This is a genomic window from Aquitalea pelogenes, assembly GCF_001515305.1.
GTDB lineage: Bacteria > Pseudomonadota > Gammaproteobacteria > Burkholderiales > Chromobacteriaceae > Aquitalea > Aquitalea pelogenes.
In genome coordinates this window covers 176064-199676 of record NZ_LNQV01000001.1, presented here as the reverse complement: position 1 = coordinate 199676, position 23613 = coordinate 176064, and the positions used below count along the sequence as shown (strand labels likewise).

27 protein-coding genes are annotated in these 23613 nt (G+C 58.6%); 11 read left to right on the top strand and 16 right to left on the bottom strand.

Going from position 1 to position 23613, the window contains the following annotated elements:
* The 6 genes from odhB to AWT75_RS00995 all read left to right on the top strand — a co-directional run.
* Nucleotides 1–893 (top strand): 2-oxoglutarate dehydrogenase complex dihydrolipoyllysine-residue succinyltransferase (odhB, locus tag AWT75_RS01020; RefSeq protein ID WP_062786240.1); only part of this gene is annotated, 893 nt, incomplete at its 5' end.
* A 71-nt stretch (nucleotides 894–964) separates the two neighbouring features.
* Nucleotides 965–1150, top strand: coding sequence for a hypothetical protein (locus tag AWT75_RS01015; protein ID WP_045845614.1), 186 nt, complete (start codon nucleotides 965–967; stop codon nucleotides 1148–1150).
* Nucleotides 1151–1163: 13 nt separating this feature from the next.
* Nucleotides 1164–2597 (top strand): dihydrolipoyl dehydrogenase, encoded by a 1434-nt coding sequence (gene lpdA / locus AWT75_RS01010; protein WP_062786236.1) that lies wholly within the window; start codon nucleotides 1164–1166, stop codon nucleotides 2595–2597.
* A gap of 200 nt (nucleotides 2598–2797) precedes the next feature.
* The gene (gene sucC / locus AWT75_RS01005; RefSeq protein ID WP_045845616.1) at nucleotides 2798–3967 is read left to right on the top strand and encodes an ADP-forming succinate--CoA ligase subunit beta; all 1170 of its coding nucleotides are present in this window, start codon (nucleotides 2798–2800) and stop codon (nucleotides 3965–3967) included.
* 27 nt (nucleotides 3968–3994) lie between these two features.
* Complete coding sequence (gene sucD / locus AWT75_RS01000; RefSeq protein WP_045845617.1) at nucleotides 3995–4879, top strand: succinate--CoA ligase subunit alpha; 885 nt, start codon at nucleotides 3995–3997, stop codon at nucleotides 4877–4879.
* Between the two features lie 169 nt (nucleotides 4880–5048).
* Nucleotides 5049–5483, top strand: coding sequence for a hypothetical protein (locus AWT75_RS00995; protein WP_045845618.1), 435 nt, complete (start codon nucleotides 5049–5051; stop codon nucleotides 5481–5483).
* Between the two features lie 5 nt (nucleotides 5484–5488).
* On the opposite strand, the gene AWT75_RS00990 is transcribed toward AWT75_RS00995, so the two are convergent.
* Together AWT75_RS00990 and AWT75_RS00985 are read right to left on the bottom strand one after the other, a co-directional pair.
* On the bottom strand, nucleotides 5489–5941 hold the full coding sequence (locus AWT75_RS00990) for an LEA/WHy family protein (protein ID WP_062786233.1): 453 nt from the start codon (nucleotides 5939–5941) through the stop codon (nucleotides 5489–5491).
* Nucleotides 5938–6828 carry a LysR family transcriptional regulator gene (locus AWT75_RS00985; RefSeq protein ID WP_045845738.1) on the bottom strand — a complete coding sequence of 297 codons (891 nt, stop codon included), beginning with the start codon at nucleotides 6826–6828 and terminating at the stop codon, nucleotides 5938–5940. Before AWT75_RS00985 ends, AWT75_RS00990 begins: the two co-directional genes overlap by 4 nt.
* A 105-nt stretch (nucleotides 6829–6933) precedes the next feature.
* Here AWT75_RS00985 and AWT75_RS00980 point away from each other — a divergent pair, with 105 nt between their 5' ends.
* Nucleotides 6934–7353: a CidA/LrgA family protein gene (locus tag AWT75_RS00980; RefSeq protein WP_045845620.1), complete on the top strand. Its 420-nt coding sequence runs from the start codon at nucleotides 6934–6936 to the stop codon at nucleotides 7351–7353.
* A 1-nt stretch (nucleotide 7354) separates the two neighbouring features.
* Nucleotides 7355–8038, top strand: a complete 684-nt coding sequence (locus tag AWT75_RS00975; protein ID WP_233160536.1) for an LrgB family protein — start codon at nucleotides 7355–7357, stop codon at nucleotides 8036–8038.
* Nucleotides 8039–8191: 153 nt separating this feature from the next.
* Here the strand turns inward: AWT75_RS00975 and AWT75_RS00970 are convergent, their stop codons facing one another.
* A complete protein-coding gene (locus AWT75_RS00970) occupies nucleotides 8192–8821 on the bottom strand; it encodes a putative metalloprotease CJM1_0395 family protein (protein WP_197077117.1) in 630 nt (209 codons plus the stop codon).
* A 281-nt stretch (nucleotides 8822–9102) separates the two neighbouring features.
* Here AWT75_RS00970 and AWT75_RS00965 point away from each other — a divergent pair, with 281 nt between their 5' ends.
* The gene (locus AWT75_RS00965) at nucleotides 9103–9588 is read left to right on the top strand and encodes an acyl-CoA thioesterase (protein ID WP_045845740.1); all 486 of its coding nucleotides are present in this window, start codon (nucleotides 9103–9105) and stop codon (nucleotides 9586–9588) included.
* Between the two features lie 44 nt (nucleotides 9589–9632).
* On the top strand, nucleotides 9633–10310 hold the full coding sequence (locus AWT75_RS00960; protein WP_062786223.1) for a TIGR01621 family pseudouridine synthase: 678 nt from the start codon (nucleotides 9633–9635) through the stop codon (nucleotides 10308–10310).
* Here the strand turns inward: AWT75_RS00960 and AWT75_RS22490 are convergent.
* The 6 genes from AWT75_RS22490 to AWT75_RS00935 form a co-directional block, all read right to left on the bottom strand.
* A complete protein-coding gene (locus tag AWT75_RS22490; protein WP_420835412.1) occupies nucleotides 10307–10663 on the bottom strand; it encodes a ChbG/HpnK family deacetylase in 357 nt (118 codons plus the stop codon). The two genes, AWT75_RS00960 and AWT75_RS22490, sit on opposite strands and share 4 nt — an antisense overlap.
* Nucleotides 10618–11112, bottom strand: a complete 495-nt coding sequence (locus AWT75_RS22485) for a ChbG/HpnK family deacetylase (protein ID WP_239689410.1) — start codon at nucleotides 11110–11112, stop codon at nucleotides 10618–10620. Before AWT75_RS22485 ends, AWT75_RS22490 begins: the two co-directional genes overlap by 46 nt.
* Nucleotides 11109–11498 (bottom strand): GtrA family protein, encoded by a 390-nt coding sequence (locus tag AWT75_RS00950; protein WP_062786220.1) that lies wholly within the window; start codon nucleotides 11496–11498, stop codon nucleotides 11109–11111. The genes AWT75_RS22485 and AWT75_RS00950 overlap by 4 nt, the downstream gene beginning before the upstream one ends.
* Entirely contained in the window at nucleotides 11495–12526 is a 1032-nt protein-coding gene (locus AWT75_RS00945) for a glycosyltransferase family 2 protein (protein ID WP_231588808.1), read from the bottom strand. The genes AWT75_RS00950 and AWT75_RS00945 overlap by 4 nt, the downstream gene beginning before the upstream one ends.
* Complete coding sequence (locus tag AWT75_RS00940) at nucleotides 12523–13995, bottom strand: ArnT family glycosyltransferase (RefSeq protein ID WP_062786299.1); 1473 nt, start codon at nucleotides 13993–13995, stop codon at nucleotides 12523–12525. Before AWT75_RS00940 ends, AWT75_RS00945 begins: the two co-directional genes overlap by 4 nt.
* A 152-nt stretch (nucleotides 13996–14147) precedes the next feature.
* The gene (locus AWT75_RS00935) at nucleotides 14148–15524 is read right to left on the bottom strand and encodes a peptide MFS transporter (RefSeq protein WP_167552785.1); all 1377 of its coding nucleotides are present in this window, start codon (nucleotides 15522–15524) and stop codon (nucleotides 14148–14150) included.
* A 771-nt stretch (nucleotides 15525–16295) separates the two neighbouring features.
* Between AWT75_RS00935 and AWT75_RS00930 the strand changes: the two genes are divergently transcribed.
* Nucleotides 16296–17687, top strand: a complete 1392-nt coding sequence (locus tag AWT75_RS00930; RefSeq protein ID WP_062786215.1) for a tryptophanase — start codon at nucleotides 16296–16298, stop codon at nucleotides 17685–17687.
* Between the two features lie 63 nt (nucleotides 17688–17750).
* Here AWT75_RS00930 and AWT75_RS00925 read toward each other — a convergent pair whose 3' ends face one another.
* The 7 genes from AWT75_RS00925 to ccoN all read right to left on the bottom strand — a co-directional run bounded on the left by AWT75_RS00925 (nucleotide 17751) and on the right by ccoN (nucleotide 23447).
* Nucleotides 17751–18152 carry a YbaY family lipoprotein gene (locus tag AWT75_RS00925; protein ID WP_045845627.1) on the bottom strand — a complete coding sequence of 134 codons (402 nt, stop codon included), beginning with the start codon at nucleotides 18150–18152 and terminating at the stop codon, nucleotides 17751–17753.
* Nucleotides 18152–18679 carry a FixH family protein gene (locus AWT75_RS00920; RefSeq protein ID WP_045845628.1) on the bottom strand — a complete coding sequence of 176 codons (528 nt, stop codon included), beginning with the start codon at nucleotides 18677–18679 and terminating at the stop codon, nucleotides 18152–18154. The genes AWT75_RS00925 and AWT75_RS00920 overlap by 1 nt, the downstream gene beginning before the upstream one ends.
* Before the next feature lie 3 nt (nucleotides 18680–18682).
* The gene (gene ccoG, locus AWT75_RS00915) at nucleotides 18683–20128 is read right to left on the bottom strand and encodes a cytochrome c oxidase accessory protein CcoG (RefSeq protein ID WP_062786212.1); all 1446 of its coding nucleotides are present in this window, start codon (nucleotides 20126–20128) and stop codon (nucleotides 18683–18685) included.
* A gap of 147 nt (nucleotides 20129–20275) precedes the next feature.
* Nucleotides 20276–21190: a cytochrome-c oxidase, cbb3-type subunit III gene (ccoP, locus tag AWT75_RS00910; protein ID WP_045845630.1), complete on the bottom strand. Its 915-nt coding sequence runs from the start codon at nucleotides 21188–21190 to the stop codon at nucleotides 20276–20278.
* Entirely contained in the window at nucleotides 21187–21381 is a 195-nt protein-coding gene (locus AWT75_RS00905) for a cbb3-type cytochrome oxidase subunit 3 (RefSeq protein WP_045845631.1), read from the bottom strand. Before AWT75_RS00905 ends, ccoP begins: the two co-directional genes overlap by 4 nt.
* 3 nt (nucleotides 21382–21384) lie before the next feature.
* Complete coding sequence (gene ccoO / locus AWT75_RS00900) at nucleotides 21385–21999, bottom strand: cytochrome-c oxidase, cbb3-type subunit II (RefSeq protein ID WP_045845632.1); 615 nt, start codon at nucleotides 21997–21999, stop codon at nucleotides 21385–21387.
* A gap of 20 nt (nucleotides 22000–22019) precedes the next feature.
* Nucleotides 22020–23447 (bottom strand): cytochrome-c oxidase, cbb3-type subunit I, encoded by a 1428-nt coding sequence (gene ccoN, locus AWT75_RS00895; RefSeq protein ID WP_045845633.1) that lies wholly within the window; start codon nucleotides 23445–23447, stop codon nucleotides 22020–22022.
* Between the last annotated feature and the right edge of the window lie 166 nt (nucleotides 23448–23613).

Genomic DNA, 23613 nt, shown 5'->3' with positions numbered 1-23613 from the left:
CTGCCAAGCTGGCTGCCGAAACCGGCGTGAACCTGGCCAACGTGACCGGCACCGGCCGTGATGGTCGTGTCCTGAAAGAAGACGTACAGGCTGCTGCCGCTGCTCCGTCGCAAGCCGGTCCGGTACTGGCTTCCGCCGGTGTTGCCTTGTCCGCTACCCCGGCTGCCGTGAACGTGGCTGCCGTACTGGGCGACCGTCCGGAACAGAGCGTGCCGATGTCCCGCCTGCGTCAGCGCGTGGCCGAGCGTCTGGTGATGAGCCAGCAGACCAATGCCATCCTCACCACCTTCAACGAAGTGAACATGAAGCCGGTGATGGACCTGCGTGCCCGTTACAAGGACCGCTTCGAAAAAGAACACGGCGTGAAGCTGGGCTTCATGGGCTTCTTCGTCAAGGCCGTGGTTGCCGCGCTGAAGAAATACCCCATCGTCAATGCTTCCGTTGATGGCAACAACATCATCTATCACGGTTACTTCGACATCGGCGTGGCTGTTGGCAGCCCGCGTGGCCTGGTGGTTCCGGTCATCCGCAATGCCGACCAGCTGAGCCTGGCCGAAATCGAAAAACAGATCGCCGACTTCGGCAAGCGCGCCCAGGAAGGCAAGCTGACCGTGGAAGAACTGACCGGTGGTACTTACACCATCTCCAACGGCGGTACTTTCGGTTCCATGATGTCCACCCCCATCATCAACCCGCCGCAATCCGCCATTCTGGGCATGCACGCCACCAAGGAGCGCGCAGTGGTTGAGAATGGTCAAGTTGTCGTGCGCCCGATGATGTACCTTGCCCAGTCGTACGACCACCGCATCATTGATGGTCGCGAAGCGGTACTGAGCCTGGTGGCCATCAAGGACGCCATTGAAGATCCGGCCCGCCTGATCCTGGACCTGTAATACCGGGTCTGTAATGTCTGTTGGCCGCAAGTTGTCTTGCGGCCACTTTGAATAATGTGAACGGAGAAGTGATGATTTTGCCTGACTGGCTGTATGCGGTAGCTTCCATCCTGGCTGGGGTCGCCATTGCGGTACTGACCTGGAAGAAGCAGCAACGCGGCATTCGCGAAGACCGTTACACCCTGGTGGGAAAGCTCATCATTGCCGTGTTCATGATTGCTTTCGGGATCTTGCTGTTCAAGGTCGGTAAATCCTGATCAAGGAAAATCAATGAGCCAACAGTTTGATGTAGTTGTAATCGGTGGCGGCCCTGGCGGTTATGTGGCTGCCATTCGTGCTGCCCAGCTGGGTTTCAATACCGCTTGCGTCGATGCATTCAAAAACCCGGAAGGCAAGCCTTCGCTAGGTGGTACCTGCCTGAACGTGGGTTGCATCCCGTCCAAGGCGCTGCTGCAGTCCTCGGAAAACTTCCACGCGGTACAACACGATTTTGCCAAGCACGGCATCACCGTGTCCGGTGCCAAGATGGACGTGGCCGCCATGCTGGAACGCAAGACCGGCATCATCAGCAAGAACGCCGCTGGTATCAGCTTCCTGTTCAAGAAGAACAAGGTTGCCAACATCCACGGTCTGGCCGCTCTCAAGGGCCGTCAGGGCGACAAGTGGCTGATCGAAGTCACCGACAACGGCGCAGTGGTTGATACGCTGGAAGCCAGCAACGTCATCATCGCCACCGGTTCCAGCCCACGTCAGCTGCCGGGTCTGGCCACCGACAACCATATGGTGCTGGACAACGAAGGTGCTCTGGCGCTGACCGCCGTACCGAAACGCCTGGGCGTGATCGGTGCCGGTGTGATCGGTCTGGAAATGGGTAGCGTGTGGAAGCGTCTGGGCGCGGAAGTGACCATTCTGGAAGCCGCACCGACCTTCCTGGCCGCTGCCGACCAGCAAATCGCCAAGGAAGCCTTCAAGACCCTGACCAAGGATACCGGTCTGGACATCAAGCTGGGCGTGAAGATTGGCGAAATCAAGGCCACCAAGAAGCACGTTACTGTCAACTACGAGCTGAACGGCGAAGCCGTGGCTGCCGAATTTGACAAGCTGATCGTCTCCATCGGCCGCGTGCCGAACACCGCCGGTCTGGGTGCCGAGGCCGTTGGCCTGCAACTGGACGAGCGTGGCTTTGTTGCCGTGGACGACCACTGCCACACCAATCTGCCGGGCATCTGGGCCATTGGCGACGTGGTGCGCGGCCCGATGCTGGCGCACAAGGCTTCCGAAGAAGGCGTTGCCGTGGCAGAACGCATTGCCGGCCAGAAGCCGCATGTCGATTTCGGTGTGATTCCGTGGGTGATTTACACCTCGCCGGAAATCGCCTGGGTAGGCAAGACCGAAGAGCAGCTCAAGGCTGAAGGCATCGAATACAAGAAGGGTACTTCCGGTTTCGCTGCCAACGGTCGTGCACTGGGTCTGGGTCAGGCACAAGGCACGGTGAAGATCCTGGCCGATGCCAAGACCGACCGCATCCTGGGCCTGCACATGATCGGCCCGATGGTGTCCGAGCTGGTGACCGAAGGCGTGGTGTCGATGGAATTCAAGGCCGCCAGCGAAGACCTGGCCCGCATTGTCCACGCACACCCCAGCCTGTCGGAAGTGGTACACGAAGCTGCACTGGCTGCTGACAAGCGCGCATTGCACGGCTAAGTGCTGCGGGGCCGTGTACAATGACACGGCCCCATGAATCTGCCCGGTAACTGTCGGGCAGATTTGCAAAGAGGGTATGGGAGCAGGGGCTGCCGCGAGAACAGTTCCGCCCCGATACATTAGGGTTGAGGAAGCGACCAAGGAATAGAGACGTTGGCCAGACAGGGCCCGCCATCATTTCCACCGAAAGGAAACCATAGATGAACCTGCACGAATACCAAGCGAAAGAGCTGCTGGCCAAATACGGCTTGCCGGTACAAAAGGGCATTCTGGCCACCACGCCGGAAGAAGCCGCTGCCGCTTATGACCAACTGGGCGGCAAGTTTGCCGTCGTCAAGGCCCAGGTGCATGCCGGTGGCCGTGGCAAGGCCGGTGGTGTCAAAGTGGTCAAGACCCGCGAAGAAGCCGCTGAAGTCGCCAAGAGCCTGATCGGCACCAACCTGGTGACCTATCAGACCGACGCAGCCGGCCAGCCGGTCAACAGCGTATTGGTATGCGAAGACATGTACCCGGTACAGCGCGAGCTGTACCTGGGCGCCGTAGTGGACCGTGGCAGCCAGCGCGTTGTGTTCATGGTGTCCACCGAAGGCGGCGTGGAAATCGAAAAAGTAGCCGAAGAAACCCCGGAAAAGATCATCAAGATCGAAATCAACCCGCTGGTCGGCATGCAGCCGTTCCAGGCGCGTGATGCCGCGTTTGCCCTGGGTCTGTCCGGTTCGCAAATCGCTGCCTTCAGCAAGCTGATGCTGGGCGCTTACCAGGCTTTCGTGGAAAACGACTTCGCCCTGTTCGAAGTAAACCCGCTGGCACTGCGTGAAAACGGCGAACTGGCCTGCGTTGATGGCAAGATCAACCTGGACTCCAACGCCCTGTACCGTCACCCGGCCCTGCTGGCTCAGCGCGACAAGTCGCAGGAAAACGAACGCGAAGTGAAAGCTTCCGAATTCGACCTGAACTACGTGGCCCTGGAAGGCAATATCGGCTGCATGGTGAACGGTGCCGGCCTGGCCATGGCCACCATGGACATCATCAAGCTGAAGGGTGGCCAGCCGGCCAACTTCCTGGACGTGGGTGGTGGTGCCACCAAGGACCGCGTGATCGAAGCCTTCAAGCTGATCCTGGCCGATGATTCGGTCAAGGGTGTGCTGATCAACATCTTCGGCGGCATTGTACGTTGCGACATGATTGCCGAAGCCATCATCGCCGCGGTGAAGGAAGTGAACGTGACCGTGCCGGTTGTTGTGCGCCTGGAAGGCAACAACGCCGAGCTGGGCGCCAAGATTCTGGACGAATCCGGCCTGAAGCTGGTTTCCGCCCAGGGCCTGAACGACGCAGCCGAGAAGATCGTCGCTGCCGTTGCTGCGCTTTAATCACCTGCACCGCATAAGGATTTCAAAATGAGCGTATTGGTAAACAAAGACACCAAAGTGCTGGTGCAAGGTTTCACCGGCAAGAATGGTACCTTCCACGCCGAACAGGCGCTGAAGGTTGGCACCAAGGTTGTGGGTGGCGTTACCCCGGGCAAGGGCGGTTCCGAGCATCTGGGCCTGCCGGTGTTCAACACCATGAAGGACGCCGTGCGTCAAACCCAGGCTGATGCCTCGGTCATCTACGTACCGGCAGCTTTTGCCAAGGATTCCATCCTGGAAGCCATCGACAGCGGCGTGAAGCTGATTGTCTGCATCACCGAAGGCGTGCCCACCCTGGACATGCTGTACGTGAAAAAAGCCGTGGACGAAGCCGGCATCCGCCTGATCGGCCCGAACTGCCCGGGTATCATCACCCCGGGTGAGTGCAAGATCGGCATCATGCCGTGGCACATCCACAATCCGGGCCGCATCGGTATCGTGTCCCGTTCCGGTACCCTGACCTACGAAGCCGTGGCACAAACCACCGCCCTGGGTCTGGGTCAGTCCACCTGCATCGGTATCGGCGGCGACCCGATCCCAGGTACCAGCCACATCGACGCCCTGAAGCTGTTCCAGGACGATCCGGATACCGACGCCATCGTGATGATCGGTGAAATCGGTGGTACCGCAGAAGAAGAAGCTGCTGAATTTGCCAAGGCCTACGTGACCAAGCCGGTAGTCGGCTACATCGCCGGTGTGACTGCTCCCAAGGGCAAGCGCATGGGCCACGCCGGTGCCATCATCTCTGGCGGCAAGGGTACTGCCGAAGAGAAGTTCAAGGCCTTCGAAAAGGCTGGCATCGCCTACACCCGCAGCCCGGCCGAAATCGGCAAGACCATGTTCGAACTGCTGAAGTCCAAGGGCATGATCTGATCGCAGGTTTCACTTGCTGCAGTAAAAACGCCACCTCCGGGTGGCGTTTTTTTATGGTCGGTCAGCGATGGTCGCATGACTGCCCGGCGGCGGCTGTTTATGGTAGAACTGCAAGGTCGCCGGTTGGTCCGAAAACACTGACCACAGCTGAATCTGAAGAGGAAAAACCATGCGCTACTGGCTTTGTCTGCTGGTGCTTGCCACCAGCGCCTGCAGCAGTTTCCCCACCCGCGAGGGGTATGCACAGAAGGTGTATTACTGGCAGGGCAAGGATGCCAATACCTTGTTGGCGCAATGGGGTGCGCCCAGCAAGAGCATGACCATGCCCAATGGCAACACGCTGTATACCTACAGCAAGTCCTATACTCAGCAGCAGCCGTATTTTGACAACCGCCGCTTCGAGCCGGGAAGTCGCTTCACCGTGACGGAAAACGGCCAGAGCCGGGTGATCGAAACGCCGGGGCGCTGGGTTTACGATGGCAGCATCGGTGGCGGCGTCATGCACTACAGCTGTACCACCAATTTCGTGGTGAATGCCCAGACCCAGCTGATCGAATCTGTCAGCTTTGACGGCAACGACTGCGTTGCCGCTCCCCGGCAGTAATTTGCCTATGGCAGCTTCCATTCCCCGTTACTGCTGAACGGCAGGCTGGCGATGCCTTGCAAGTCCTCCAGCCGGCCTTGCAGCTGGTATTCCAGTTTGCCATCGCCCTGCAATGCCTTGCCCAGCTGCTTCAGCCAGCTGCCCAGCGAGGTATGCACCCTGACCTTGATTTCGCTTTCGCCCAGCGCGGCCACATTGATGGCCTGATTGCTTACCCCGCTGGCCATGTGCTGACCGGCTACGCTCAGGTCAAAACTGAGCCCGCCGGCACGCAATGGCACGCTGTTGGGGTTCTGCAAACGCAGGGTAAGGTCGAAATTCTGCTCCAGCAGGGTAGATGCCGCCGGGCGGATATCCACCAGGCTGACTTGCGGCTTTTTCAGTCCAAAGGTGCCGCAGCCTGTCAGCCACAGGCAAAGCAACAGGGTGAGCAGTCCTGCCAGTCCATGGCGTTTCATTGCAATCCTCCCAGTACATCCTGCGTGACGGCGATCCAGGCGCGGGCCGCATGGGACAGATAGCCGCCTTGCTGCCAGATCAAGGCCAGATGCCAGATCAGCCAGGGGTTGGAAACCGGAATCACGTCGTATTCCTTCCGGTCCAGCCGCTCCACCACCGAACGGGGTAGCAGGGTGACGCCCAGTCGTGCATTCACCAGTTCGACAATGAAATCCCAGTGTGCGCTGCGCCCGACAATGTTCAGCGGCTTGCCCATTTCACGGAAGGCGTGGCTGATGCGGCTGGACAGGGTGAAGTCTTCCGGGTACAGCACAAAGTTCTGATCGGCAATTTCCGGCAGGGTGATGGACGAACGTCCATGCCATGGCGAACCGGCCGGTGCAATCAGGCACAGCGGGTCGCGCACCACGGCAAATTGCTGAAAGAAACTGTTGTCCACCGGCAGTACGGCAACGCCGATTTCCAGCTCACCACTGCGCACGCTGTTTTCAATGGCCAGTGCACCGTCTTCCACCATCTTCAGCTCGATGCCAGGGTAGCGTTCGCGAAAGGCACCCACTACCGGGGCGAAAAACGCCACCCCTACCATGGGCGGCAGACCAACCACCAGCTCACCGCGGGTGAGGCCGGCCAGGTCATTCAGTTCGTTCTTCAGCTGGTTCATGGCGGACAGCACATCCATGCCGCGCTCGAACGCCACCTTGCCGGCATCACTCAGCCGGAAGCTGCGGCCTTCCCGGATGATCAGCGGCGTGCCCAGTTCTTCTTCCAGCTGCTTCACCATTTTGCTGATGGTGGGCTGGGTGACAAACAGTGCATCGGCAGCCTTGGTAAAGCTGTGACGTTTCACCACTTCCACAAAGTAACGCAAGGCACGAATGTCCATGATCAATTCCATTTAAGAATGAGTCAGATAATTTTAATTCATTTTTTGAATGAAATGGGCGCGACTATACTCGGTACTCGTTGCTGCTGATGGAGCGAGCGCACCATGAAACGCCTGTCCGACCCTGCCGTAAAGCAAAGCCTGGCCACTGTATTGCAAGTGCTGATGCTCTGCCTGGTGTGGCTGCTGGCCAGTCGCCTGAGCCATGCCTATGTGCCGGAGATTCCGGCTGGTGTGCTGGGCATGTTCCTGGTGCTGGCTGCACTGGCCCTGGGCTGGTTGCCACTGGCCTGGTGCAAGAGCGGGGCCCGCTGGCTGTTGGCCGAAATGTTGCTGTTTTTCATTCCGGCTACCGTTGCCGTGGTGCAGTACCCGCAACTGATGGGCAGCATCGGCCTGCGCATTGTGCTGGTGATCCTGTTGTCTACCGTACTGGTGATGACCGTGACTTCGCTGGTGGTGGATGCAGGCTACAAATTCGAAATCATGCTGAAACGTCGCAAACGACAGCATGGAGTGTTGTGAGATGGAAAACCTGCTGGCATTTGGCTGTCTGGTGTTGACGCTGGTGTTGTACTGGCTGGCAAAGAAGCTGTATCGCCGCACGGGTAACTGGTGGACCGCACCGTTGTTGGCGGTTCCCTTGCTGGTGATTGGTGCGGTAGTGGTGGGGCATATTCCTTACCACACCTACTTTCAGGATACGCACTGGCTGAGCTGGTTGCTTGGCCCGGCAACGGTGGCATTTGCCATTCCGATTTACGAGCAGCGCCAGGTGATACGCAAGCATGCGCTGTCGCTGAGCTGCGGGGTGCTGGTTGCCATGCCGGTGGCCGTGATGAGTTCGGTATGGCTGGCGCGCGCTTTCGGTTTGTCCGAGCTGTTGCAGAAAAGCCTGGCGCCACGGTCCATCAGTACACCGTTTGCCATGGCCACGGCATCGAGTATTGGTGCTCCGCCGGACCTGACCGCAGTGTTTGTGGTGATTACCGGTGTGGCCGGCATGTTGCTGGGTGAACTGATGCTGATGCTGTTGCCCTTGCGTTCACGACTGGCCAAGGGGGCTTTGCTGGGTGCTGCCGCACATGGTGCCGGTACTGCCAAGGCCAACGAGCTGGGTGCCGAAGAAGGTGTGGTGGCCAGCCTGACCATGATGCTGGGTGGCATTGCCACGGTGTTTGCCGCCCCACTGATTGCCTGGTTTGTGTGATGCGGGCCGGATTGAAGATTTCTCTGTAGTAAGCCCATGCCATCGGGAGTGGTGTGTGGTGTCTCTCCTCTTGTTGTCCTCCCAAAACGAGCGTTGTTCGGGCTGACCCTATCCGGTCAGCCCATTTTTTTTGTCGCGCGGGGATGGGGCGAATCAGGCAAAGGTATCGATGCTGCTGCCCTTGCTGCTGTCCGGCTTGCCGCTCAAGGCAGCAAAAATGGCCTTGGTGGTGGCGATGGCAGGGTTGTTCTGTGCAGCCTGCAGTTGCTGCTGTTGCTGCTTGTCGATCTGGCTTTGTGCTTCGCGCGCCATCTGCTCAGCTTCGGCTGCAACGGCGCGGTCCTGCCCGGATGGGTCTACCGGTGCCAGGGCAGCAGCGGCTACCTGTCTGGCATTGGCCAGGGTTTCCTGCGGGCTTTGACCGCTGGCCAGCCGGATGCTGACTTCCCCGCCGATGGCATATTGCTTGCCGTCCGGCCCTTCCTGATAGCTGTAATTGGCACCACCGCTGACCAGTGCGCCACCCGCTGCCATATGCGCCTGCTCGTGCTGGCGGACATCGCTATCACGCGCGCGCAGTTCATCCAGTTGCTTTTGTTGGTCCGGAGTGAGGGTACTGCCCTGGTAAATGGCAGAAGGGGAAGGGGTGCTTACGCCCGGCACTGGCGTGGCAATCGACGCCATGCGCGCAGCAGTGCAAGCCGCACAGGTGCAATTGGGCCCGTGTTGCGACAGTGTGCTGATGCCATAGCCTGAGCTGGCATTGATGGAGGATAGACTCATGGTGCGCATGATCCGGATTCACTTCATTCTAGTGCAGTGCTTGCCTTAATGCATTGAATGCAAACAGCTATTCTTGCAATTGCACCTGCGGTGGCTGGCAGAAACGCACTGTGGGCAGGTGCTGCGGCAAGCGCTGTGGCCGGATCGCCCGCGACAGCCTGCGAGGACTGCGGCAGAATGAGGCCTGTTCGCGTTCTCTGGCCTTATCGGCCGGATGCGCATTCTTGCCGCAGCAGGCCGCCGCGCCTTGCGGCCATGATGAATTTCAGGAAATCCACAGCATGCAACAACAGGTAAATCAGGAAAACCAGCGTGAACTGGTAATGTCGGTATTGATGATGCCGGATATGGCCAACTTCTCCGGCAATGTCCATGGCGGCGTGCTGCTGAAACTGTTGGACCAGGTGGCCTATGCCTGTGCCAGCCGCTATGCCGGCTGCTATGTGGTGACCTTGTCGGTGGATCAGGTGTTGTTCAAGCAGCCTATCCATGTGGGCGAGCTGGTGACCTTCATGGCCAGCGTGAACCATGTGGGGCGCACTTCGATGGAAATCGGCATCAAGGTGGTGGCAGAAGACATCCAGCAGCGCTCGGTGCGCCATACCAATAGCTGCTATTTCACCATGGTGGCGTTTGAAAACGGCAAGGCAGTGGCCGTGCCGCCCTTGAGCCTGGAAACGGATGAACAGAAAAAACGTTTCCGTGACGCGGAAATCCGCAAGAAATTGCGCATGGAAGCACAGCAAAAAACCAGCGATCCGTGCTGAACGCGTAGAATCACCGCCTTGCTCATTCCTCCAGGTGTCATCCCATGTTTAGCCTGCTGTACAGCGACCCGCGCTTTTATCTGATCAACAAGCATGCCGGTGTGAGTTTTCACCGCGAAGGGGAGGAAGACGGCTTGCTGGACGCGGTGCGTGCGGGTTTGAGAGACGACGCAGTATGGCCGGTCCACCGCCTGGACCGGGTGACTTCCGGCCTGATTCTGCTGGCTCGTTCCAGTCAGGTGGCCAGCCAGTTTGGCAGTGCCTTTGCCGACCATGCGGTGGAGAAATACTATCTGGCGCTGTCGGACCGCAAACCGCAAAAGAAGCAGGGCCTGATCAAGGGCGATATGGAAAAAGGCCGGGGTGGCGCATGGCGCTTGCTTCCTGCCGTGCAGAATCCGGCCATTACCCAGTTCTTCAGCTTCTCGGTACAGCCGGGCTTGCGCCTGTTTCTGTTGCGGCCACACAGTGGCAAGACGCACCAGCTGCGCGTGGCGATGAAGTCGCAATCCGCCCCGATTCTGGGCGATGTCCTGTATGGCGGCAGCCCGGCAGACCGGGCTTATCTGCATGCCTATGCCTTGCGCTTCATGCTGGATGGCGAGGCTTTCAGTTTTGTCTGTCCGCCAGACCATGGGGTCGAGTTTGTGAGCGAGGCACTGCACACCTGCCTGCAACGTGAAGCCAGCGCACCGTGGGAGCTGGCCTGGCCGAAAATCTAGTGTTGGAACCTTCCCAAGGTTATTCCGGCCTGCTGGCAATCATCGGCAAAGGCCTGACTGGAGAGATGGCGGTATTCCACCGCGCGCGCAGCGGCAATCGGGTCGCTGGCATCGCTGGCCGGCAGGCCGGGGTGACACATCATCAGCCCGCCATCGGGGCTGCTGTTCAGCCATTGCCGCATCAGACCGGCAAAACCGGCTTCCGGCTGTAAGGCATACAGGCCGGCAAACCACTGATTGCAGTGCAGGCCTTTTTGCTCGGCAGCAGAGGCAAAACCACGGCATGCCTGTTGCAACACCAGCGCTTTCAGACGGCTGTCACCCGGGTGACCCAGACGCTCCGGCGCGCGCAGATAGGGTTTGCTGTTTGTAGTCCAGCGCAGGGCGATGCGTCGAACAGGGCGTCGCGCACCACTGGCAGCGCATGCACATGCTGGTGGCCGTCGATGAAGTCCGGCAAGCGCCCCAGCTGCTGGCTGAACAGGTCGATCTGTCGCAGCAGGCTGTCGCGCAAGGCGGTATGAGACAAACAGCGCAACTGGCTGAGCAGCAGCCAGTGCGACAAGGGCTTGATCAGCTGCGGCCCGTTGGCAAAATCGTGAGTCAGATTGAAATGCAGGCCGATGTCGGCTTGTTGTGCCAGCTCGCGCAAAGGGGCTGCCAGTGCGGGCCAGTGCGGGGACTGTGTCATCACGCTGGTGGCGGACAGCCGACCTGTCTGCAGCAGCGCAACAATGCCCTGGCTGATGGCAGGCGATTGGGCATAGTCATCGGCACACAGGGTCAGGCGGCGCGGCGTCATGCAGCATGCTCCTTGTCGGCAAAGGCCCACAACTTGCTGAAGACAAAGGTGAACACGGCCACCGTGGCCAGCACGATCAGCAGGGACAGACGGTAATCCAGCGGGGTGAAGCGCAGCAGTACGAAATACATGGCTTCATTCAGCGCAAAGCTCAGGCAGGCCACCATGAAAAAGCGTGGCAGCGCCTGACGGTGCGGTACGTGGGCGGCCTCGAATGTCTTGTGCCGATGCCCCCAGTAGCTCACCTGGAATGCCAGCAGGAACGCCAGGATATTGGCCAGCAAGGGCGGCAGGCCCACTGGCACCAGAACCACGGCCACCAGCAGAAAGTGCACCAGCATGGCACTGACGCCGATGATGCCGAACCACAGCAGCTCACGGTTCATTGCTGGTCCTGTGTACTGCGGCTGACGCGGCTGATCAGGTAAATCGGGCGCTGCTTCACTTCGCTGAAAATCCGGCCGATGTATTCGCCGAGAATGCCGATGGACAGCAGCTGTACCCCACCCAGAAAAGATACGGCCACCGCCAGGGTGGGCCAGCCGGGCTGGTCGTTGCCGAACAGCAGGGTGTGCAGCAGCTCCCAAGAAGCATACAGGATGGACGCCAGCGAAATGGCGCTGCCAATCAGCGTCCACATGCGCAGGGGCACATTGGAAAACGCGGTGAGGCCGGTCAGCCCCAGGTTCAGCAGGCTGAAGAAGTTGAAGCTGCTTTTGCCCGCCCGGCGCTCTTCGGTATGGGTTTCCACCGGCAGCTGGGTAAAGCCCACCCAGTTGTACAGGCCTTTCATGAAGCGGTTGCGTTCCGGCATCTGGCGCAGCGCATCCAGCACACAGCGGTCCATCACGCGGAAGTCCTGGGTGTTTTCCGGAATCTTGTGGCGTGCACCGCTGTTGAGCAGGGTATAGAACACGCGGGTGAACAGGCGTTTGCCCAGGGTTTCCGTGTCACGACTGGAGCGCACGCTGTACACCATGTCGTAGCCGGCACGCCACTGGCGCAGGAATTCCGGCACCATGGCCGGCGGATGCTGGAAGTCGCTATCGATCAGCACGGCCACATCGCCGTGGGCGTGGTCGATGCCGGCAGTCAGTGCCAGTTCCTTGCCAAAATTGCGCGACAGCTGGATCAGCGTCACCGGCAGATGGTCGATCTGGCTCATGACCTGTTCCACCGTATTGTCGCGGCTGCCGTCATCCACCACGATCAGCTCGTGGCGAAACCCTGCTTCGGTCAGCAAGCCATGCAGGGTTTGCAGCATGGGGACGATGTTTTCGCTCTCGTTGTAGGCCGGCAAGATGCAGCTGACCAGCGGGTCGGCCGGTCGTGCAGCCGCCCGTTGTTGCAAGAGGAACGGTGGGACGAAGGCGCTAGGTGGCGTAGTGGTCATCGGCGTCTCCTTGTTATTCATGGCGTTGATCCGCTGGCTTGTTCGCGCAGCAGCAGCATCTGGTCCTTCATCACCGTAAAGCTGGCAACCGGCTTGAAACGCTGCTTGATATCGGCAGGCAGGCTGGGCAGGTCGCGCTGCTCGGTAACAATGAAATGGCTGTGACCTTCTGCCAGCAACTGGCGCAGTACCTGCGGCTGTTGCGTGGTCTTGACCTTGCCTTGGCTATAGAACTCGGCGGAGAACTCGCGGCGGCTGTCCCAGAAAACCAGCGTGCTGCCCGTTGCCGGTTGCTGTTGTTGCCAGGCAGCAATCACCAGCTGTTGCGTGCGGAAGTAACGCTGCCCCTGCGTCCATTGCAGTGCAACGGCTAGCAGCAACAATACGCCGGACACCATGGCAAGCCAGGGCAGGCTGCTGCCTTGCTGCGGCTGGCGGCAGCCTTGCCACAGGGTGGCAAACAGCAAGGCACAACCCGGCAGCATGGGCAGCGGATAAGGGAAGATGATATTGCCGGAAATGGTGAAGAACAGCAGCGTCATCAGGCTCCACAGCAAGACATACAAGCGCCAGCCATCGGTGTCGGCAGTGCGCTTCAGCATGTTTTTGCCATGACGACCCAGCCAGACCAGCATGGCGAGCGACCAGGGGAAAATCGCCCCCAGCCAGTACAGCCAGATCATGCCGCGCGGGGTGGCATGGGCATAGCCGTATTTGTCACCCTTCCAGCCCGGGTCGAGGAAGCGGCTGACATGCTCGCCCATGATGAAGTAATTGAGGAAGCCTGGCGTACGGTATTCCGCCAGCAGATACCAGGGCAGGGCGATGGCCAGCATCAGCAGGCTGCCGCTGATCCATGGCAGGCGTTGCCACATGGCTTTCCAGCCATTGCGCAGCAATACCCAGAAGAAAATCGGCATGCCAACCAGTACGATGGCCAGCGGCCCCTTGGCCAGCAGGCCAAGCCCCAGCCCGGCAAAAAACAGGTAGCCCCAGCGAGTGCCGCGTGCCTGCATGGCATGCCAGAACGACAACTGGGACAAGGTGACGCAGAACATCAGCGACGGGTCGGTCATCACCGTGCCGGCTGCTGCGAAAAACAGCAGGCTGCCAGCCAGAATCAGTGCTGCAGCCAGCCCGGCTTCACGTCCCAGCCGTTGCCGGGCGGCATCGGCCACCAGCCACAGCACTGCGATGGACAGCAGCAAGGCGGGCAGTCGGGCCGCCAGCGGATTGACACCGAACAGGCCCATGCTGGCGGCGGAAGTCCAGGTGGACAGCGGCGGCTTGGCCCAGAATGGAATGCCATAGTCGTGCCACAAGGTGACCCAGTTGCCGGTTTCCAGCATCTTGCGGGCAATTTCCGCATAGCGGGCTTCGGTGGTGTCGGTCAGCGGAATGGCCCACATTGCCAGCAGACGAATCAGCAGCAAAGCGGCCAGAACATAAACGGCAAGGCGTTGCCATTGTGTGTGGGAGGACGGTTTCATGAAGTCCGGTGAGCACGCTTTGGGCGGCTGGGCAAAGTCGAAAAAAACCCGCACAGCTTACCATGCCAGCCTTGTTTTAGTCTTAAGCACCCGCCAGGCCCCATGCAAAACGCGCCCTTGGGCGGCGCTTGAGTCTGGCAGGGTGCGCTGGCTTATTGCAGGCCGTGCATCATCTTTTTCAGTTTGCTGGACAGCAGGAACAGGATCAGTGCGCCAATACCGGCCATCACCACAAACACCATGAAGAAGTCATGCAGATTGTTGATGGCGTAACCCAGCAGATGCGGGGCGGGCTTGGCCGGGTCCGGGTACAGCTCGGACAGGGTGCCAGCCAGCTTGTTGGCGGCGGCATTGGACAGGAACCAGATGCCCATCATCAGGCTGGTAAAGCGTGCCGGTGACAGCTTTACCACCAGCGACAGGCCGATTGGCGACAGACACAGTTCACCGAAGGTGTGTAGCACGTACAGGCTGACCAGCCACAGCATGCTGACCTTGACGCCAGGTTCCAGCCCATCCACCCCGAATGCGATGACCAGATAGCCAATGGCCAGGAACAACAGGCCCAGCGCCATCTTTACCGGCGAGGCCGGCTCGCGGCCTTGCTTGCCAAGCCAGGTCCACAGCATGGCAAACAGCGGGGCAAAAATGACCACCGAAATCGGATTGACGGACTGGAAGTAGGAGGCTGGAACGGTAAAGCCCAGCAAATTGCGGTTGGTCTGCTCTTCGGCAAAGAAGGTCAGCGAGGCGCCGGCCTGCTCGAAGGCCGACCAGAAGAAGATCACAAAGGCCGAGACAATCAGGATAACGGCCAGGCGTTCCTTTTCCACCCGCGTCAGCGGCGCATGGACCACCTTTTCACCACTGGCGTGATGGCGCTGCGGTGCCAGCCCGATGGGCTTGCCCTCCGGGGTCACCAGATATTTGTGCTTGAACAGGCTGAAGACCAGCAGGCTGAACAGCATGCCGCAGCCAGCGGCCAGGAAGCCCCATTTGAAGTCATCCGGATTGCCGGTATCACCCAGGGTGCCGCAAATGAGCGGGGCGATCAGCGAGCCGGCATTGATGCCCATGTAGAAAATGGTAAAGGCCGAATCCACCCGTTTGTCGTCCGGTGCATACAGCTGACCCACCATGGAGGAAATATTGGGCTTGAACAGGCCATTGCCGGCAATCAGCAGGCCAAGGCCGGCGTATAGCAAGCTGGAAGCCAGCGGCACATTGCTGGCATGCAGGCTGCCGGAACAGAACAGCAAGAACTGACCGCAGGCCATCAGGACGCCGCCGGTCAGGATGGAGCGGCGATTCCCCCAGTAGCGGTCTGCAATGTAGCCGCCAATCAGGGGCGTGAGATAAACCAGACCGGTGTAGCTGCCATAGATGTCAGCGGCGTGTGCCTTGTCAAACATCAGGGCCTTGATCATGAACAGGACAAAAATGGCGCGCATGCCGTAGTAGCTGAAGCGCTCCCACATCTCGGTGACAAAGAGCAGATACAGCCCTTTGGGATGGGATTGGGTGGTCATAGACATTCCTTGTGCAGCTTGGGATGCCATCTGTCGATGGCTTGTTGTGATATTTTATTGCTTGCAATTTCAAGCAGGCGGCGATAGTAGCGACTTAATCACTCTCTGTGGAGTGTTTGTGCTGAATATTTAGCATGTTGTGCAGTATAAGAGAAAATTGATATTCATGGTTTGACATGCGGCAAGTATTTCAATGGAAAGGGAATTTTCCAGTTGTTTGTTGGTTTGAAGACGATGGTTTCCACCGCCGGGCTGTGGTAAGTCGCGCAAAACACTCAGCCTTGCGCATGGTGGAGCCGGGGCTGACAGACTAAAGGCAGAGCTGTACTGATGGTGCTGACACAAGGATATGGAGAGCTGTGCCGGGAGAGGGTGGTGCTGTGTTGGCGTGGCATCACGGTCACACTGGATTGACTGTCTGGATGGATGGTTGACAATTTTCTTGCGATGAAAACTGCCAAGAGGTAATCTGGCCGCGCCATCCGGCAATGATTTTTACTAAGGTGTTTCACATGAACACGTTGGCAAGCTTGACCCGGACGGCTGCCAACCATGGTAGCCTGCCCAAAAACTGGTTTACCCTCGACATCGTGCTGGCCTACGACTTTCCCCGTCGCTGATCTCCCCTGCTAGCCGGTTCCCGGCTGCATTCTGCTGCATTCATTTTTTTCTATCTGAATCACATCTCTGGCTTTGTCGCGCCTGGCTGGTTTGCGCCTGCGACGGCTGCTGCACGCCTGCCCGCTGGCCAGAGCAAAGGGAGTATTACGCATGGCACGACGCATTCCTGAACCGTTCCGCATCAAAATGGTGGAACCCATCAAGCAAACCACCCCGGAATACCGCCAGCAGGCGCTGGCAGAAGCGGGCTGGAACCCCTTCTTGCTGCGTGGTGAGGATGTCTACATCGACCTGCTGACCGACAGTGGCACCGGCGCCATGTCCGACCGCCAGTGGGCCGGCCTGATGATGGGTGACGAAGCCTATGCCGGTAGCCGCAACTATTTTCATCTGGCGGATACGGTCAAGCAGCTGTTTGCCTACGAACACACGATTCCCACCCATCAGGGGCGTGGTGCAGAGCAAATCCTGTTTCCGGAGCTGGTGAAACGCTGCCGTGGCGATCAGCCGGTATTTATCTCCAACTATCACTTCGACACCACCAAGGCACACGTCGAGATCGCCGGTGCACGTGCCATCAATGTGCTGACGCCCAAGGCGCTGGATACCGAGGCGGCTTATGACTGGAAGGGTGATTTCGATCTGGAGCGGCTGGCTGATGTGATTGCCAGTGCTGGTGCCCAGAACGTGGCTGGTCTCATCATCACCATCACCTGCAACAGCGCAGGCGGACAGCCGGTGTCCCTGCCCAATATCCGTGCTGCCAGCCAGCTGGCACGTCAGCATGGTATTCCGGTGATCATCGATGCTGCCCGCTTTGCCGAAAATGCCTGGTTCATCCAGCAGCGCGACCCGGATTACGCCAAACACAGCATTGAAGAAATCGTGCTGGAAATGTTCAGTCATGGCGACATGCTGACCATGTCGGCCAAGAAGGACGGCCTGGTGAATATTGGTGGCCTGTGCTGCTTCAAGGAGGATGTCGATCTTTTCCGTGCGGTGCAGGTACGTTGTGTGCCGATGGAAGGCTTTGTGACCTATGGCGGCCTGGCCGGGCGCGATATGGAGGCCCTGGCCATCGGCCTGAAAGAAGGGCTGGATCCGGCCTATCTGACCTACCGTATCAGCCAGGTGGAATATCTGGGCGAGCGTTTGCGAGCCGGTGGCGTTCCCATCCAGTATCCGACGGGTGGACATGCCGTGTTTGTCGATGCCAAGCGCCTGTTGCCCCATATTCCTGCCGAGCAGTTCCCTGCGCATGCGCTGGCTTGCGCGCTCTATCTGGAGGGCGGGGTGCGCGGCGTGGAAATCGGCTCCCTGCTGCTGGGGCGTAACCCGCAGACCGGCGAACAGGAACCGTCGCCGCTGGAGTTGCTGCGGCTGACCATTCCGCGCCGGGTCTATACCAACGACCACATGGACTACATTGCCGATTGCCTGATCGAAGTGAAGGCGCGGGCTGCCAGTATCACCGGCCTTGGCTTTGAATACGAGCCGCCCATCCTGCGGCACTTCACCGCCCGTCTCAAGCCTTTGGCCTGAGGCTTGTTGCAATGAAAATGGCTGCCATCGGGCAGCATTTTTTTTGTGTTACGGCGGGCTGTCTTACTTGATCAGCTCGACCGGAATCACGGCCGCTTCCGTGCCGAAGGCATTGATACGGCTGGTGTTCTGCAGGCGCAGTTCACCATCCACATACACCTGGGCCTGCACGCTGTAGCTGCCGCTGGCCTGAATGGCCTGCTTGTCGTAGCACAGCGAATAGCTCACCGGGAAGGCTTTGGGTTTTTCCAGAGTCTGTTCGGCCAGCAGGCGCGCCGGTGCGTCAGCCTGTTTGCCATCATCCAGCAGGCGAACCCGTACCAGCGTGGTGGCCAGCGGCAGGTTGGCTGCAGTGGCCAGCGCCACCTTGCCGTTCAGGTACTGTGGCTGATACGCCTGGCTGGCACAGCCTGTCAGGCCGAGTGCCAGTGCAAGAAGGGCAGTGCTACGCAGGTGCAGGTGCATCAGTCCACAGCCTCCAGCTTGGGTTGGCCCAGCATGATCACCGGGCCTTGTTCCGGCTTCCATTCACCCTGCACGCGCCACTGGTTGCCTTTGTCTTCCAGCTGCACATACCAGTGGTTGGCCTTCACCAGTTCCTTGTTGAAGTTGCCGCTGTACTGATTGGCCGCCAGCTTGCGCAGGTCGGCCGTCACGTCATAGTCGTCCTGTGCCGGATGTACCAGCTTCAGGCTCAGCGTGTCCGGCAAAGGCTGCTTGCTGGTGGTGTTGACCGTGACGGTATGACCATCGCTGCTCAGCATGACCTGGGCGGTAATGCCCAGGGCAGCTGCCGCAGTGTTGCGGCGCAATTCCATATTGATGGCCTTGCCCTTGTTGTAATAGTCGTCCGTTACCAGGCCATCATCGGTCTTCAGCGCGGTGGTGATGTAGCAGCTGCCCACGATGACTGCGGCGAGCGGAAAGCTGATCAGAAACCACACCCAGGGTTCTTTATACCAGGGGCGGGATACGGGGGTGTCCAGTTGCATGACTTACTCTCCGATGAAGCTGGATTTTTCTTCCACATGCAGTACCGGGGTGCTGACGGTTTCCACCTTGAAGTGGATCTCGTGACTGCCCTTGGTGGCTACTTGCGGGTCGGCTTGAACGCGCACGCCAAAGCTTTCGGTTTCGGTTGCCTTGACCTTGATCTGCTTGCTGTCTGTTTCCAGTTTCAGATCAGGCATGCCGTCCACCGAGATTTTAAACTCCTGATCGCGTTCTGTGGTGTTGATGATCTTGATGGTGTAGGCATTTTCCAGCATGCCTGCGTCAGTTTCCTTCACCAGCGAGGCGCGATCACGCAGGATGTCCACCTTGAACGGCTTGCGCATCGCCAGCGAACCCAGTGCGGCACCCAGTACAATCAGCAGCACCACGGTATACATGATCACCCGCGGGCGGCGCAGGTGCTTGATGATTTCGCTTTCCGGATACTTGCCTTCCAGCGCGTTTTCCGTGGTGTAGCGGATCAGCCCACGCGGGTATCCCACCTTGTCCATCACTTCGTCACAGGCGTCGATACAGGCGGCACAGCCGATGCATTCGTATTGCAGGCCGTTACGGATATCAATGCCTACCGGGCAAACCTGTACACAGATGCCACAGTTGACGCAGGAACCCAGGCCCTGTTCCTTGAAATCCACGCCTTTCTTGCGTGCGCCGCGCGGTTCGCCACGTGCTTCATCGTAAGAAATGATCAGGGTGTCTGCATCAAACATCACGCTCTGGAAGCGGGCATACGGGCACATGTATTTGCATACCTGTTCGCGCATGAAGCCAGCCAGCAGGTAGGTAAAACCGGCGTAGAAGAAAATCCAGAAGCTTTCCCACGGACCGTAGTCGAAAGTCGGCATCGCCTTGACCAGATCCCGGATCGGCGTGAAATAGCCGACCAGTGAGAAACCCGTCCACAGACAGAACAAAATCATCAGGCCATGCTTGGTCAGTTTCAGCCGGGCTTTGCGCAAGCTCATCGGCTCCTTGTCCAGCTTGATGCGCTTGTTTCGGTCGCCTTCCACCAGCTGTTCGATCCACAGCATGACTTCGGTGTAGACCGTTTGCGGACAGGCATAACCACACCACAGGCGTCCGGCAATGGTGGTCCACACAAACAGGCCGAATGCGCAGCTCATCAGCAGTGCCGCCAGATAGACAAAGTCCTGCGGCCAGATGGTCAGCCCGAAAATGAAGAACTTGCGGTTGACCATGTCGAAAAACACCGCTTGCCGGCCGTTCCAGGTCAGCCAGGGCAAGCCCAGGAAAACCAGCTGAGTACCCAGGACAAACAGAATACGCCAGTTATTGAAGATGCCCTTGACGCTGCGCGGGTAGATCTTCTTCTGTGCCTCGTACAAGGACACGGTTTCGGAACCGGGTTTGGGAGAGGGGGGGGTGTGTTCTACTTTGACCGGGATATCTTTTAACGAATCAGACATGGTGTTTTCCTGAAGAGGATTTCGCAAAGTACACCTGGGTGATGGACTTTGCACAAGCATCTTGCAAGTAATTATATTATATGAATCAGTATAGTGTTTGATGTAAAGCATACTGCCCGCTTGCGCGGGCAGTATGTTGGCTAAGGCTTACTGCGCCTTGGCGTTATTGGACAGGCCCCACACGTAGGCTGCCAGCAGGTGAACCTTGCCGTCGCCCAGGAAGTCCTTCCAGGCCGGCATCTGGTTGTTGCGACCATTGGTGATGGTCTCGATGATGGTCTTTTCAGTACCGCCATACAGCCAGATGTTGTCAGTCAGGTTCGGTGCACCCAGTTGCTGGTTACCCTTGCCGTCCGGACCGTGGCAGGCTGCGCAGATGGTGGTGAAGGTTTCCTTGCCGCGTGCTGCACGTTCGGCATCATGCTTCTTGCCGGACAGCGACATCACGTAGTTGGCAACGTCCTTGACCTTCTCTTCGCCCAGTACCGAACCCCAGGCCGGCATCTGACCATGACGACCATTCAGGATGGTGGTTTCGATGGTTTTCGGATCGCCACCCCACAGCCAGTCGTTGTCGGTCAGGTTCGGGAAGCCCTTGGCACCGCGTGCGTCAGAGCCGTGGCACTGTACGCAGTAGGTCTGGAACAGGCGCTTGCCCATTTCCTGTGCCTTGGGATCGGCAGCAACCTGCTTCAGGTCTTCCTTCAGGTACTTGTCATACAGCGGCTGGTACTTGGCTTCCGCCTGGGCACGTTCTTCCTTGTACTGACCTACGGAAGTCCAGCCACGGATACCTTGCCACTTGCCAAGGCCAGGGTAGAGCACCAGATAGCAGGCACCGAAGATCAGCGTGATGTAGAACATCAGCATCCACCAGCGCGGCAGCGGGTGGTTGTATTCTTCGAGGTCGCCATCCCATACGTGACCCATGGTTTCAACCTGCTCACCCTTCTTGACCGTAGTCTTGGATTGGGTGAACAACAGCAGGGACAGGCCAACAAAACCTGCAACCACGATGGCCGTGATCCAGATGCCCCAGAAATCGCTTACGAAATCACTCATTGTTTTGCTCCGTTAGAAGCCGACTCATGGTTGTCGGCCTCCTGCACCTTGTCGTCGTCGAGAAAGGGCACATTGGCCGCTTCATCGTACCGGTTCTTTGAGCGTCTGCTATAGGCGATGAACAACACCAGAATGAAGAAGGTGAAGCACATCACGGTGAAGGCAGAACGCCCAATCGTTACCCAGTCCATGACTTAGCGAACATTCTTCAGTGCGAGACCCAAGCCCTGCAGATATGCAATCAGGGCATCCATTTCCGACTTGCCTTCCACCTGAGCCTTGGCTTCGGCGATATCCTTGTCGGTATAGGGAACACCTACAGCGCGCAGGGCTTCCATTTTCTTCGGCATGATTTCGGCATCGGCCAGGTTCTTCGACAGCCACGGGAAAGCAGGCATGTTGGATTCCGGAACCACGTCACGCGGATTGGTCAGGTGGACACGGTGCCATTCGTCGGAATAACGACCGCCTACACGGGCCAGGTCCGGACCGGTACGCTTGGAACCCCACTGGAAGGGATGGTCGTAAACCGACTCACCCGCAACGGAGTAGTGACCATAACGCTCAGTTTCGGCGCGGAACGGACGAATCATCTGGGAGTGGCAGTTGTAGCAGCCTTCACGGATGTAAATGTCGCGACCAGCCAGTTGCAGCGCGGTATAGGGCTTGACGCCGGCAACAGGCTGCGTGGTGGACTTCTGGAATGCCAGCGGCAGGATTTCCACCAGGCCGGCAAAGCTGATCACGATCAGGGTGAACACGATGAGGTAACCCACGTGCTCTTCAATCAGTTTCTGGATCTTTTCCATGTTCTTCTACCTTTATCCGCTTAAGCGTGAGCCGATGCGTTGACAGCCGGGATCTTGGCGTCAACAGCCTTGCCACTGGCAACGGTGCGGAAGGTGTTGTAAGCCATCAGCAGCATACCGGTCAGGTACAGCGTACCACCCAGGAAACGCACGAAGTGGTAGGGGTAGGTTGCTTTCACGGCTTCCACAAAGGCATAAGTCAGGGTGCCGTCGGCATTCAGGGCGCGCCACATCAGGCCCTGGGTCACACCGGAGATCCACAGTGCGGCGATGTACAGAACCACACCAACAGTAGCCAGCCAGAAGTGAGCTTCGATCAGCTTGGTGCTGTGCATGGACTCACGACCGAACAGGCGCGGCAGCAGGTAGTACATGGAACCGATGGTGATGAAGCCAACCCAGCCCAGAGCACCGGAGTGCACGTGACCGATGGTCCAGTCAGTGTAGTGAGACAGGGCATTCACGGACTTGATGGACATCATCGGGCCTTCGAAGGTGGACATACCGTAGAAGGACAGGGAAACCACCAGGAACTTCAGAACCGGGTCGGTACGCAGTTTGTGCCATGCGCCGGACAGGGTCATGATGCCGTTGATCATGCCACCCCAGCTAGGAGCCAGCAGCACCAGCGAGAACACCATACCCAGCGACTGGGTCCAGTCAGGCAGGGCAGTGTAGTGCAGGTGGTGAGGACCAGCCCACATATAGGTGAAGATCAGGGCCCAGAAGTGAACCACCGACAGGCGATAGGAGTAAACCGGACGACCAGCTTGCTTCGGCACGAAGTAGTACATCATGCCCAGGAAGGCGGCGGTCAGGAAGAAGCCCACGGCATTGTGACCATACCACCATTGCACCATGGCATCCACGGCACCGGCGTACACGGAGTAGGACTTGGTCAGGGAAACCGGTACAAAGGCGCTGTTGACGATGTGCAGCAGGGCAACTGCCAGGATGAACGCACCGTAGAACCAGTTGGCTACATAGATGTGTTTAACCTTGCGGATGGCGATGGTGCCGAAGAACACGATGGCATATACCACCCAGGTCACGGCGATCATCAGCTTGATCGGCCATTCCAGTTCGGCGTATTCCTTGCCGAAGGTGATACCCAGCGGCAGGGTGATGGCAGCGAGGACAATGATCAGCTGCCACATCCAGAAGGTGAAGGCTGCCAGTTTGTCCGAGATCAGGCGTACGTTACAGGTTCGCTGCACGACGTAGTAGGAAGTTGCAAACAGGCCGCAACCGCCAAAGGCGAAAATTACGGCGTTGGTGTGCAGCGGGCGCAAGCGGCCAAAGTGGAACCAGGGCCCAAAATTGAGCTCCGGCCACACCAATTGGGCCGCAATGATGACGCCCACCAGCATGCCTACAATGCCCCATACTACGGTCATGATGGCAAACTGGCGCACCACCTTATAGTTATAAGTGGATTGCGTTTCCATTTAGGGTTTTCTCCAAGGTTGCTAACTTAGAACGTGACAAACCGTGGCGACTTGATTTCCTGCCCGCTGCCCCAAACTGAAATGAGCAGGAAAAGCCGCTGAGGAACCTGAGCAATTTCAGACTAGCAAAGTGTTTGACCCGTGTTGACAATGTTCTGCCAGAAAC